Source organism: Methylophilus sp. Leaf408, from assembly GCF_916856905.1.
Classification (GTDB): domain Bacteria; phylum Pseudomonadota; class Gammaproteobacteria; order Burkholderiales; family Methylophilaceae; genus Methylophilus.
The window spans coordinates 947,363-959,906 of the sequence record NZ_CAKASK010000001.1 but is presented as its reverse complement, the minus strand read 5'-3'; the positions used below and the strand labels follow the sequence as shown (position 1 = coordinate 959,906).

The following is a 12,544-nucleotide window of genomic DNA, read 5'->3' as shown; positions in this document are numbered from 1 at the left end:
ATCGTAGCAATGCGACTTTTTTAGATAAAGTACCTCATGAAAAAACACCTGATTTTTGATCTGGACGGCACTTTGATCGATTCTGCCCCCAGTATCCTGGAAGGCTATGCCCATGCATTCAAAAGCACAGCGACGCCTTTAAAAATGCCATTAAGCAATGATGTGATTGGCCCGCCACTGATTGAAAGCCTTCAATTGCTTTCCGGGCAAGACGATGATGCATTATTGCAATCACTGGCAAAGGTGTTTAAAGAACACTATGATTCAAGCGGCTACCTGAAATCGGTTGTGTTTGATGGTGTGGCAGAGATGTTGCAGCAACTGCATCAGGCTGGCTACAAGTTATACATCGCCACCAATAAGCGATTATTTCCAACCGAAAAAATTGTCAGGCATTTGCAGTGGGATCAGTTTTTCCAGGGAGTGTATGCCCTGGATTATTTTCAGCCTGCACTTAGTCGCAAAGCGGATATGGTTGGCCGGATTGTGCAGGACCTGGCATTGCCGATTGAGGAATGCCTGTATATCGGCGACCGGCTGGAAGATGGTCTGGCCGCAGATGCGCACAATATGGATTTTGTGCTTGTGACCTGGGGGTATGCCGCAGATGCCTCACAAAAAAAACCGCATTGGCACCGCTGTTCGCAAGTGGATGCACTGGCAACCACCATTGCCGACTTAAAAGGATAGGGTCATGGTCAAGAACAGACTTCGACGTCCTTCGGCCAAACCTGTAGACAGTGCAGCTTCATGGCGATGGCAAGACTGGAAAGTCATGTTGCCAGTCACCATATTGACGGTTGGTTTTCTTTACTGGGGCCTGCAACATCAGTGGGATGTCAAAATGCTGGCCGGCGTGGCATTGCTGGTAGGCTTTGTTTCTGGCGCATTTGTGTGGATAGTCGGATTAATCGGTTTGTTACCGGTGATTGGTCCCATCATCGTCAAAGTATTAAGCTTTGGTTTTATCTGGTTGTTGAATGCACTAGGCTATCTGGTTTCGTTTATAGCTATCCGGCGTGGCTATTCAAAAGATGTGCTGACTTACCGCGGCTTAACCGTGGCCTTAATGTTAGGGATTGTGATTGGTTACGTGATTGCGCAATTCATCTGATTTGAAAGCCTGCATAGAGGATAACTAATTGTTTATGCTCATTTTTGCCATAACTCACGTATAATGCGCGCCTCATTTCCACAAACTATGCATGATTAATTTCCCGACATCATTAACCGCGGTGCTAGCGACCATTTCCCCACTGACTGGCCTGATTCTGGCTTGCCTGGCGGGTGGCGTTTTAAGTGTGTCGATTGCGGCGGTGTTTGCACTGAATGCCAGAAAACATTGGGTACCTTTACTGGTCAGCTATGCTATCGGTGCCTTGCTGGCGGCAGTATTCCTGGAAATATTACCTCACGCGATTGAAACCAGCCCGAATATAGAGGCGATGACTGCCACCATGCTGTTTGGGATTTTGCTGTTTTTTGCGCTGGAAAAACTGGTGCTTTGGCGCCACTGTCATGGCGAGCATTGCGAAATGCATGCCATGCACGATGAAGCTCATTGTCCGGAGCTCTCTTCAGGGTCAGGCAAGGAACACAAAGTAAAACCTCCGCAAGGGGCTATCAAATTCAGGCCGGTGCTACCCGAATCGTCACAGGTGTTAGGTCATCACCACCATCACGATCAGGGCCGTAGCGGCATGATGATTATGATAGGCGATACCTTTCATAACTTTGTTGATGGCGTATTGATCTGCGCTGCATTTATGGTGGATATGCAGGTGGGTCTGGTCACTGCGCTTGCGATTATTGCGCACGAGATTCCGCAAGAGGTAGGGGATTTCCTGATTCTGCTGCATTCCGGCTACAGTAAGCGCAAAGCATTCCTGTTTAATATCGGCTCCAGCCTGGCAACACTGGCTGGCGGTTTAATCGCTTATGCTGGACTTTCCATGGTTGAGCACTGGGTGCCTTACATTTTGAGTCTGGCGGCTTCCAGCATGTTGTACGTGGCGGTGGCAGATTTGATTCCCGGATTACACAAACGTACCGCCTTGCGCGATACGTTATTACAGTTATTATTGATTACATTAGGCGTCGCTTCGGTCGCGGTTACCAAGTTCCTGGTGGAAGGTTAAAAGGTTTAATTTATGCAGACTATGCCTAAAGTAGGTTTTGTTTCACTGGGCTGCCCCAAGGCTGGCTCTGACTCTGAGCGTATATTGACCCAGCTGCGCGCTGAGGGTTACCAGATTAGCAACAGTTATGAACAATCCGATTTAGTGGTGGTGAATACATGCGGATTTATCGATTCCGCCGTGCAGGAATCCCTGGATGCCATTGGTGAAGCGTTGAATAAAAACGGCAAGGTGATCGTAACCGGTTGCCTGGGGGCAAAAAAAGACGTCGTTACCGGCGCGCACCCGAGCGTACTCGCAGTCACCGGTCCGCATGCGCTGGAAGAGGTGATGGGGCATGTGCACACCCATTTACCCAAGCCGCATGATCCTTACACTGATCTTGTGCCGCCACAAGGCGTGCGCCTGACACCCAAGCATTATGCTTACCTGAAAATTTCTGAAGGTTGTAACCATCGTTGCAGCTTCTGCATTATTCCAAGCATGCGTGGTGACCTGGTCAGCCGCCCGATTGGCGATGTGATGAACGAAGCGGAAAACCTGGTCAATGCCGGTGTGTCGGAAATCCTGGTGATTTCGCAAGATACTTCTGCGTACGGCGTCGATATGAAATTCCGTAGCGGTTTCTGGAACGGCAGGCCGGTTAAAACGCATATGACGGCGTTGAGCAAGGCACTGGGTGAGTTGGGTGTGTGGATACGCTTGCATTATGTGTACCCGTACCCGCATGTGGACGAAGTGATTCCGTTGATGGCAGAAGGCTCGATTCTGCCTTACCTGGATGTGCCGTTACAGCATGCAAGCCCTCGTATTCTTAAAGCGATGAAGCGCCCCGCCAGTAGCGAAAACAATCTGGCCCGTATCAAAGCCTGGCGCGAAACCTGCCCTGAGATTGCTATTCGCAGTACGTTTATTGTTGGCTTCCCTGGCGAAACTGAAGATGACTTTAAAATGCTGCTCGACTTTATGGAAGAAGCACAACTGGACCGCGTCGGTTGCTTTGCCTATTCCGCAGTGGATGGCGCAACCGCCAATGCACTGGATTTTCAGGTGCCGGAAGAAATCAAAAAAGAACGCCTGAGCCGCTTTATGGAAGTGCAGGAACGTATCAGTGCTGCCAAAGTGGCAGCGAAAGTGGGTAGCCTGCAAACTGTGCTGGTGGATGAACTGACTGAAGATGATGATGGCAACGTGATTGCCATTGCGCGCACCAAAGCGGATGCGCCGGAAATTGACGGTATTGTTTACCTGCAGGACGCTGAGGGTATTAGCCCGGGTGATTTTGTCGATGTGCAAATTGTCGATGCACAAGGGCATGACCTGATAGGTGCGCCACCCGAGTTTTAATGAATTGAATAGAATAAAAAATGCCGCAAATTGCGGCATTTTTTGTTTGAGTACGGGTTAGCGCCGTGACTTAAATCCAGTAATGCGATGGAGTTTGTTAGAATTTTATTTAAATTATGCAGGTTGGCTGAATTGAGGCCGTTCGCAATCAGCCCGATCAGCAAAAATATCCAGTGTAAAAGGGCAGCGTTTCAGTTTGGATTGGATATTTTTACTTTTATTCGTTTGTGCCAGGTTCACATAAGGCGTCTGGCTTAGCCTGACATAACCTGACTGCAGCAGCTTATGTTCCGTGGTTTCAAACTGGCTCAATGGGTTATCCATATTTTGCAAGGTGATGCCTTGCTTGTGCACGGCAATCACATGATAAATCACACTGGTTTGACCAGACATGGCGGGTTTGCCATAAAGCTCGCCGACATGAATCTCACCGCTGGAAGAAATAGACTGCATCATGAGCGCATGATAACCCGTTTGCTTCGGCGCTTCAATCTGAGTAATCCAGGTTTGTGGCACAGCATGAGCTGCGCCAGCATGATAAAATAGCCCGCTTAAGTATTTAGAGAGTCATCATGCAACAAGCTGTTAAAACCCGTTTCGCACCCAGCCCAACCGGCTACCTGCATATTGGTGGTGCACGTACCGCATTATTTTCCTGGGCCTATGCCAAACGCCATGGCGGCCAGTTTATCCTGCGGATCGAAGATACGGATGTTGCGCGCTCTACACCTGAAGCTGTGCAGGCGATTCTGGATGGCATGGCCTGGCTGCAGCTGGATCATGATGAAGGCCCTTACTACCAGATGCAACGCATGGATACGTACAAGGCCATGATTCAGAAAATGCTGGATGCAGGCCATGCTTATTATTGTTACAGCAGCAAGGAGGAGCTGGATGCCCTGCGTGAAAGCCAGATGCAGCAGGGCTTGAAGCCGCGTTACGATGGCCGCTGGCGTCCTGAACCAGGCAAAGTATTGCCTGAGCCGCCAAAAGATGTGCCGCCAGTCGTGCGTTTTAAAAACCCGCAAGAGGGTGTGGTGGCCTGGGATGATTTGGTCAAAGGTCGCATAGAGATCGCTAATGCTGAACTGGATGACCTGATTATTGCCAGGGGCGACGGTACGCCTACTTACAATTTTTGTGTGGTAGTCGATGACTGGGAAATGGGCGTGACGCAGGTAATCCGTGGCGATGATCACGTGAATAACACTCCACGCCAGATCAATATGTTGCAGGCATTGGGTGCGCAGGTTCCACAATATGCCCATTTGTCCATGATTCTGGGTGATGATGGTCAAAAACTCTCAAAACGCCATGGTGCCGTCAGCGTGATGCAATACCATGAAGATGGTTATTTGCGCGAAGCGGTATTGAATTACCTTGCGCGTTTGGGCTGGTCACATGGCGACGATGAAGTATTTGATATGGCACAGTTTTGCCAGTGGTTTGATCTTGACCATATCACAGCGTCAGCCGCGCAATTTAATACCGAAAAACTAAACTGGTTAAATGCGCATTACATTAAAACTTTACCTTTGGAACAGATTGCTGCTGAAGTGAAGCCACGGTTGACTAAGTTGGGTGTCAGCGAGACTCAATCGCCGGATTTAATGGCAGTACTCAGTTTATACCGTGAACGAACGAATAACCTGAATCAGTTGGCACAGGAGATCTTCTTCTTTTACCAAATGCCAGCGATCAATGATGCGGATGCAAGCAAGCATATCCAGCCTGAAACAGCTGCTTACATTGAAAGTTTTCTGGAAAAAGTTAAAGATTCCGACTGGACTGCCGATAAATTACACGATGGCCTGAATCAGGTCGTCACTGAGCAACAGATTAAATTCCCCAAATTGGCCATGCCATTGCGGGTGGCTTTAATCGGGATTGCACAGTCGCCTAGTATTGATCAGGTGATGTCGATTCTAGGCAAAGAAACCTGTTTACAACGCATTCGCGCTTTATTCCCAAAAAAATAAAGCAGAAGCATTGAAATTGGAACAAATTGGTACAATCATAGTCACTGATAGGGATTGGTGTTCTACATAATAAAAACTCCAATATATGATTAAAACAAAGAAGGAGCAACTCGATGAATAATAAAGGCCAAATGCTGCAGGACCCTTTTCTGAATGCTTTAAGAAAAGAGCACGTACAAGTGTCTATTTATCTCGTAAACGGTATTAAATTACAAGGCCAGGTCGATTCGTTTGATCAGTATGTTATTTTGCTGAAAAACACGGTTACCCAGATGGTATACAAGCACGCTATCTCTACCATCGTACCAGCCCGTCCAGTTAGCCTGGGGTCACACGAGCCCGCACAAGAATCTTAATGCATGTTTGATAGACCTAGCGGCGGAGATGCTGTCGTTCTGGTCAGTGTCAACTTTGGTGATGCTGATTACGAAGAAAGTTTACAAGAGCTCCGCCACCTTGCCGGTACTGCCGGATTAAATATTTCTGCTACGCTTGAAGGCAAACGCCAGTCGCCAGACCCTAAGTTTTTTATCGGGTCGGGCAAAGCGGATGAACTCAAAGCATTAATGGCCGCATACGAAAGTAAAGTGGCTGCGTTTAATCACGACCTCAGCCCATCGCAACAACGCAACCTTGAAAAGTTTCTGGAAGCCCGTGTGGTTGACCGTACCGGGCTGATTCTTGATATTTTCGCCCAGCGTGCGCAATCGCATGAAGGTAAGTTACAGGTGGAACTGGCGCAGTTAGAGCATTTATCGACCAGGCTTGTACGCGGCTGGACCCACCTTGAGCGTCAAAAGGGTGGTATCGGTGTACGCGGCGGCCCTGGTGAAACGCAGCTTGAGCTGGACAGGCGCATGTTGCGGGTGCGTGTCAAACAGTTGCGTGAAAGGCTAGAAAAACTCAAACAGCAGCGTGGAATGCAGCGTCGTGCGCGTAAGCGTTCCAACCTGATGACGGTTTCACTGGTTGGCTACACCAACGCCGGTAAATCCACCTTGTTCAATCGGCTGACACATTCTGGTGTTTACGCAGCAGACCAGCTATTTGCAACACTGGACACGACTTCGCGCAAAATGCATTTGCCGGAAGGATATCCCGTCGTGCTTTCTGACACGGTTGGTTTCATCAAACATTTACCCACCACGCTGATCGAAGCCTTTGGTGCCACGCTTGAAGAAGCTTCACAGGCAGATTTATTGCTGCATATTGTGGACGTCGCCAGCCCTAATCGCGACACACAAATCGAGCAAGTGAATATCGTCCTGAACGAGATTGGTGCCTCGCAAGTGACGCAAATTGTAGTGCTGAACCAGATTGATCGCATGGGTATGTCACCGGGAATCGACCGCGACGAGTATGGTAATATCAGGACAGTACGCGTCTCAGCCATGGATGGTACTGGTATCGAGGATTTACGTCAGGCATTGCTGGAACATCAGCAACATCTGAAGAAACTGAGCACGGAAGAGCGTGCTTACGTTTAACCGGAAAATAAAACACGGAGTAGAGAATGAGAAAGTTTCCAGGCTTTTGGAATAAGAATAACGAGGGCCCGCCCGATCTGGACGAGGTTTTCAAAGATTTGAATCAAAAGCTGAATCGTATGTTCGGTGGTAAGGGCGGGCAGGGTGGCCCTAAGGGTAACTCACCTGCGCCACAGCCTTTGCCAATTGCACCTATTTTAGGTTTGGTGGCATTGATTTGGCTGGGTTCAGGCTTTTACATAGTGGATCAGGGTTCACGTGGTGTAGTGTTGCGCTTTGGCAAACATGTAGAAACGACTACGCCTGGGCCGCGCTGGCATCTGCCTTTCCCGATTGAAACGGTTGAAAATGTAAACCTCGAGCAAGTGCGCACCATCGAATTGGGCTATCGTTCATTTGAAGGTGAGTCTGGCCGTAGTAAAGAGCCGCGCGAGTCTTTGATGCTGACCGATGATGAAAACATTATTGACCTGCAGGTGGCCGTTCAATACAACCTCAAATCTGTAGAGGATTTCCAGTTTAGCAATCGTTCGACTGAAGAAAGCGTACGCGGCATTGCCGAGACAGCTATTCGCGAGATCGCCGGTAAAAGCAAAATGGATTTCGTCCTATATGAAGGCCGTGACGAAGTTGCCGCCAAAGCGAAAAAGCTGATGCAGGAAATGCTGGATAGGTACAAATCCGGCGTGCACGTGGTGAATGTCACCATGCAAAATGCGCAGCCACCCGAGCAGGTACAGGCTGCGTTTGATGATGCAGTGAAAGCCAAGCAAGACCTTGAGCGCCAAAAGAATGAAGGTCAGGCTTACGCCAATGATGTCATCCCTAAAGCGCGAGGAACGGCAGCACGTTTGTCTGAAGAAGCTTCTGGTTATAAATTACGTGTAGAAAATGAAGCCAAAGGTAATGCCGACCGCTTTGAGCAGATTTTGACCCAGTACAACAAGGCGCCGGAAGTGACGCGTCAACGTTTGTATATCGATGCGCAAGAACATATCCTGGCCAATACCAGCAAAGTTTTGGTGGACCAAAAAGGCGGCAACAGCCTGCTTTATTTGCCGTTGGATAAATTGATGGGCGCAAGCGGGGCCGGGGGCGGTAGTAACGCTGCACCAGCAGCTGAAAAGCCGGCGCAAGAATCCTCACAATCATCTGATGCCGGTGTTCTGGATCGCACGCGCGATGCCATGCGTAGCCGTGATCGTGAATATCGCTAGTTTGCCCTGAAGGAAAAAGAACATGAGAAATATTGGAAGTGTGTTAATCGGGGTATTTGTATTGCTGGTAGTAATTACTTCATCAGCGTATACCGTAGATCAGCGTGAGTTTGCCTTGGTGTTCCGTTTGGGTGAAATCGTATCGGTCAAAAAGGAGCCTGGCCTCTACTTCAAGATGCCGATGGTGGAAAATATACGTTATTACGATAAACGTATCCTCACCCTGAACTGGGAAGAGCCAGACCGCTTTATTACCAGCGAGAAGAAAAACGTGCTGGTGGATTCTTTCATCAAGTGGCGCATTATTGATCCGGCAAAATACTATGTTTCTGTGCGAGGTGAAGAAGTACAGGCTGAGCGTCGTATTTCGCAAATGGTCAACGATGGTTTACGTGCGGAAATTGGTAAACGTAATATCCACGACGTAGTTTCTGGCGAACGTGCCACGATCATGAATATTCTGCGTGAACGCGCTGACAAGGAAAGCCGCCAGATGGGCATTCAGATTCTGGATGTGCGTTTGCGCCGCGTTGACCTGACTAAAGAAGTCAGCGAGTCTGTCTACCAGCGAATGGAAGCCGAACGTAAATCTGTAGCTAACGAATTGCGTTCGCAAGGTTCTGCGGCAGCCGAGAAAATCCGTGCTGATGCAGACAGGCAGCGTGAAGTCATTATTGCAGAAGCCTACCGTGAGGCACAAAAAGTAAAAGGCGAGGGCGATGCCAAAGCGGCTGAGGTTTATGCGCAGGCATATGGCAAAAACCCTGAGTTCTACGCGTTTTACCGTAGCCAGGAAGCTTACAAAAACAGCTTCAAAAGTAAATCTGACGTAATGGTGATCGACCAGAGTTCAGACTTCTTTAAATACATGCGTAATTCCGGTAAAAAATAATCAGGCTATCTGCAAAATCATTTTATGAAGTGGTGGTGGCTGATTGGTGGCGTATTGTTGATTGAAGGTTTAATGCCATTAATATTTACCCAGGCATGGCGGCAAACCTTTGAGAAACTCCTGCAACTGAGAGACGGACAGATTCGTTTTATGGGATTTATTTCAGCGTTAGTTGGGCTACTGATTTTATGGCTTAATCGCTGATCGCAGACTTGAAATATATGAAGGCACGCTTAATCAGCGTGCCTTTTTTATATTCGCCTCTCGTGATTACAAGCCATTTCCATTACTAAAGCCATGTCTTAGGCAGGGGTTTGCAGGTATAATAATGGGATGCATAATTGGTTACTTCCAGAATATATTGAAGACGTGTTACCAGCTGAAGCTGCGCGTCTTGAATCCTACCGTCGTCAAGTCTTGGATTTATTCCGTGTTCATGGCTATCAGTATGTGATGCCCCCGATGATGGAATATGTGGAGTCGTTATTAACTGGCACAGGGCATGATCTTGATATCGCTACTTTTAAGGTAGTGGACCAACTCACCGGTCGCTTAATGGGTTTGCGCGCGGATACCACGCCACAAGCTGCCCGCATTGATGCGCATATGCTGAACCATCAAGGGGTTTCCCGCCTGTGTTATGCCGGTACCGTTTTGCGTACCAAGCCGGATGGTCTTGCACGTACGCGTGAACCATTGCAACTGGGCGCGGAAATCTACGGCCATGCTGGTATTGAAAGCGATATCGAAGTCCAGCGGTTGATGGTAAAAGCATTACAGTTGCTAGGCATGCGTACCCTGTTTGTTGATCTCAGTCACGTGGCTATTTTTGCCAGCTTGTCACATATGGCGCAGCTGGGGACTCAGCAAGAGCGTGAATTGCAAATCGCATTACAAGCCAAAGACGTCTCCCGCGTAAAAGAATTAATTACAAATCTATCCGAAAAGTCACGCAAAGCTTTTGTGGCTTTGACCCAGTTAAGCGGCGGTATAGAAGTACTTGAGCAGGCGAGGGATGTCTTGCCGGATTCTCCTGAAATTGAACAGGCCTTGCATGAAATGGCTACCGTCGCTGCTGCATTAAGCAATATTGAAGTGACAGTCACCATAGATCTGAGCGAATTGCGTGGCTATCACTACCACAATGGAATGGTGTTTGCTGCTTATGCTAAAGAATATGCCGGCCCGATTGCCCTGGGTGGACGCTACGATGAAGTCGGCGCTGCTTTTGGCCGTGCGCGTCCCGCAACTGGCTTTAGCCTGGATTTGCGCGGAGCTTTGCAGGCATTGGGTCCGGCTATTTTAAACAAAGGTATTCTTGCGCCTGCATCCAGTGATGGCGAACTGGCAACAGTCGTTGAAACCCTGCGTGCGCAAGGCCAGATCGTGGTTGAGGCTTTGCCAGATGCGCTGCTGGATTACTCTGAATTGGCATGTGACCGTACTTTGGAAAAAGTAGATGGTCGCTGGCAGGTCGTTGCGATTTAAAACTGTTTTTAAATTGGCAACCCATTTTCGTTTTTGACAAGATAATTATTGAACATGACACAATCAAGGCAAGCAAAAAACGTCGTTGTTATTGGTACCCAGTGGGGCGACGAAGGTAAGGGTAAAATTGTTGACTGGCTGACCGATCACGCACAAGGTGTGGTGCGTTTCCAGGGTGGTCATAATGCGGGTCATACTTTGGTCGTCGGCCAGGGTGATGCGCAAAAAGTTTACAAACTAAACCTGGTACCTTCAGGCATTGTGCGTGAGGGTGTTAATTGTTATATCGGTAATGGCGTGGTGCTGGACACTACGCATTTATTGCACGAGATTGCCACGTTGGAGCAGGGCGGGTTAGATGTTAAAAGCCGCCTGAAAGTCAGCCCTGGTTGCCCGTTAATTTTGTCCCACCACGTAGCTGTGGATCTTGCGCGCGAAGCCAAGCGCAGCGCCGATAAGAAAATCGGTACCACAGGCAAAGGCATAGGCCCTGCCTATGAAGATAAAGTCGCACGCCGTGCGTTACGTGTGTATGACTTGTTCCACCCTGAACGCTTTGCAGAGAAGCTACGGGAAGTGATGGATTACCATAACTTTGTGTTAACCAAGTATCTGGGCGCAGCTGCCGTGGATTTCCAGCAGCAATACGATGCCAGTATGCAGCATGCATCCGTGTTAAAACCGATGGTAGCTGATGTTTCTGCCGCTTTGTATGAAGCGAATGCACGCGGCGAGCATCTGTTATTTGAAGGTGCGCAAGGCACGTTGCTGGATATCGATCATGGTACTTATCCGTATGTCACCTCCAGCAACTGTATCGCTGGTCAGGCTTCAGCCGGTACCGGCGTTGGCGCCAATATGTTGCATTATGTATTGGGCATCACCAAGGCTTATACCACCCGCGTTGGTGGAGGTCCTTTCCCGAGCGAACTGGATATCGAGACCGAAGGTGTACCCGGTTACCAGATGTCTACCGTTGGCCAAGAGATTGGCACGGTGACACGTCGTAAACGTCGTTGTGGCTGGTTTGATGCCGCAGCACTGCGTCGTTCTGCCCGTATCAATGGCTTGACTGGTTTATGCATCACCAAACTAGACGTACTGGATGGGATTGAGTCACTGGATATTTGTACCGGATACACACTGGATGGCAAAGTGGTTGATATGTTGCCGGTCGGCGCGGATGATGTGGCAGGTTGTGTGCCGATTTACGAAACAGTACCGGGCTGGACTGAAACTACTTTTGGCGTTAAAACCTGGGAAGGCTTGCCGAAAAATGCCCAGCATTACCTGAAACGGCTTGAAGCGTTATGCGGCGTGCCTATCGCCATTGTTTCAACCGGCCCAGAGCGCGATGAAACCATCGTTTTGCAACATCCTTTTGCCTGATTAAGGGATTTTAGCGATGCGCGCACAACGATTGGCTTGGGCAATTACCGGTTCCGGCCATTACCTGCGGGAGTCCTTGCATATTTTGCATACCTTACAGGATGTGGATATCTACCTGAGTCGCGCTGCTGCTGAAATTATCAAGCAATACGGTTTCCAGGCGCAACTGGATGCGGCTGGCCATAAGGTGTATCAGGATAAAACCGCCAGCAGTATCCCGGTTGAGCGCTTTTATGAAGGCGTTTATCACACGCTGGTGATTTCTCCGGCGACCTCCAACACCATCGCGAAAATGGCTTATGGCTTTTCAGATAGCCTGGTCACAAACTTATTTGCCCAGGCAGGCAAGACCAGAGTGCCTAGTATTGTGTTCGCCTGCGATACGGCGCCGGAACTCGAATCTGAAGCGCCACGAGATAATGTCGTTAAAGTCTACCCACGCCAGATAGACCTGGAAAATGTGGCTAAACTGAAGACATTCGCTGATACTGCCGTGGTGGAAGATATGGCTGATTTGCAATCCACCATCATGCAACGCCTGGCAACGCACCATGATTTACATTTGCACGCAGGTGTACAGGTAGCTGATCACCTGGCTGAGTAGACC

Annotated in this window: 14 protein-coding genes; 13 read left to right on the top strand and 1 reads right to left on the bottom strand. The window is 48.9% G+C overall.

All coding sequences use genetic code 11. The features are described 5' to 3' along the window. Window positions 1-36: 36 nt before the first annotated feature. The 4 genes from LPA26_RS04260 to rimO all read left to right on the top strand — a co-directional run bounded on the left by LPA26_RS04260 (window position 37) and on the right by rimO (window position 3,485). On the top strand, window positions 37-690 hold the full coding sequence (locus LPA26_RS04260) for an HAD family hydrolase (RefSeq protein ID WP_055825320.1): 654 nt from the start codon (window positions 37-39) through the stop codon (window positions 688-690). Between the two features lie 4 nt (window positions 691-694). Further along, a complete protein-coding gene (locus tag LPA26_RS04255) occupies window positions 695-1,114 on the top strand; it encodes a hypothetical protein (protein WP_055866726.1) in 420 nt (139 codons plus the stop codon). Between the two features lie 91 nt (window positions 1,115-1,205). Beyond that, window positions 1,206-2,138: a ZIP family metal transporter gene (locus LPA26_RS04250; RefSeq protein ID WP_055825314.1), complete on the top strand. Its 933-nt coding sequence runs from the start codon at window positions 1,206-1,208 to the stop codon at window positions 2,136-2,138. A gap of 12 nt (window positions 2,139-2,150) precedes the next feature. Beyond that, a complete protein-coding gene (gene rimO, locus LPA26_RS04245) occupies window positions 2,151-3,485 on the top strand; it encodes a 30S ribosomal protein S12 methylthiotransferase RimO (RefSeq protein WP_229007455.1) in 1,335 nt (444 codons plus the stop codon). Between the two features lie 114 nt (window positions 3,486-3,599). Here the strand turns inward: rimO and LPA26_RS04240 are convergent, their stop codons facing one another. Further along, window positions 3,600-3,941 carry a hypothetical protein gene (locus tag LPA26_RS04240; RefSeq protein ID WP_229007454.1) on the bottom strand — a complete coding sequence of 114 codons (342 nt, stop codon included), beginning with the start codon at window positions 3,939-3,941 and terminating at the stop codon, window positions 3,600-3,602. Window positions 3,942-4,057: 116 nt separating this feature from the next. Between LPA26_RS04240 and gltX the strand changes: the two genes are divergently transcribed. The 9 genes from gltX to LPA26_RS04195 all read left to right on the top strand — a co-directional run bounded on the left by gltX (window position 4,058) and on the right by LPA26_RS04195 (window position 12,541). Then, window positions 4,058-5,464, top strand: coding sequence for a glutamate--tRNA ligase (gene gltX / locus LPA26_RS04235; RefSeq protein ID WP_229007453.1), 1,407 nt, complete (start codon window positions 4,058-4,060; stop codon window positions 5,462-5,464). Between the two features lie 113 nt (window positions 5,465-5,577). Next, window positions 5,578-5,820, top strand: coding sequence for an RNA chaperone Hfq (gene hfq / locus LPA26_RS04230; RefSeq protein ID WP_055825305.1), 243 nt, complete (start codon window positions 5,578-5,580; stop codon window positions 5,818-5,820). A gap of 3 nt (window positions 5,821-5,823) precedes the next feature. Further along, a complete protein-coding gene (gene hflX, locus LPA26_RS04225) occupies window positions 5,824-6,951 on the top strand; it encodes a GTPase HflX (RefSeq protein WP_229007452.1) in 1,128 nt (375 codons plus the stop codon). A 26-nt stretch (window positions 6,952-6,977) separates the two neighbouring features. Further along, entirely contained in the window at window positions 6,978-8,168 is a 1,191-nt protein-coding gene (gene hflK, locus LPA26_RS04220; protein ID WP_229007451.1) for an FtsH protease activity modulator HflK, read from the top strand. Between the two features lie 22 nt (window positions 8,169-8,190). Beyond that, complete coding sequence (hflC, locus tag LPA26_RS04215) at window positions 8,191-9,060, top strand: protease modulator HflC (RefSeq protein ID WP_055866709.1); 870 nt, start codon at window positions 8,191-8,193, stop codon at window positions 9,058-9,060. A 24-nt stretch (window positions 9,061-9,084) separates the two neighbouring features. After that, on the top strand, window positions 9,085-9,264 hold the full coding sequence (locus LPA26_RS04210) for a DUF2065 domain-containing protein (protein WP_229007450.1): 180 nt from the start codon (window positions 9,085-9,087) through the stop codon (window positions 9,262-9,264). A 129-nt stretch (window positions 9,265-9,393) separates the two neighbouring features. Further along, a complete protein-coding gene (locus LPA26_RS04205; RefSeq protein ID WP_229007449.1) occupies window positions 9,394-10,548 on the top strand; it encodes an ATP phosphoribosyltransferase regulatory subunit in 1,155 nt (384 codons plus the stop codon). Between the two features lie 54 nt (window positions 10,549-10,602). Beyond that, window positions 10,603-11,937 carry an adenylosuccinate synthase gene (locus LPA26_RS04200; RefSeq protein WP_055825285.1) on the top strand — a complete coding sequence of 445 codons (1,335 nt, stop codon included), beginning with the start codon at window positions 10,603-10,605 and terminating at the stop codon, window positions 11,935-11,937. Window positions 11,938-11,953: 16 nt separating this feature from the next. After that, window positions 11,954-12,541 carry a flavoprotein gene (locus tag LPA26_RS04195; protein WP_229007448.1) on the top strand — a complete coding sequence of 196 codons (588 nt, stop codon included), beginning with the start codon at window positions 11,954-11,956 and terminating at the stop codon, window positions 12,539-12,541. Window positions 12,542-12,544: the final 3 nt, after the last annotated feature.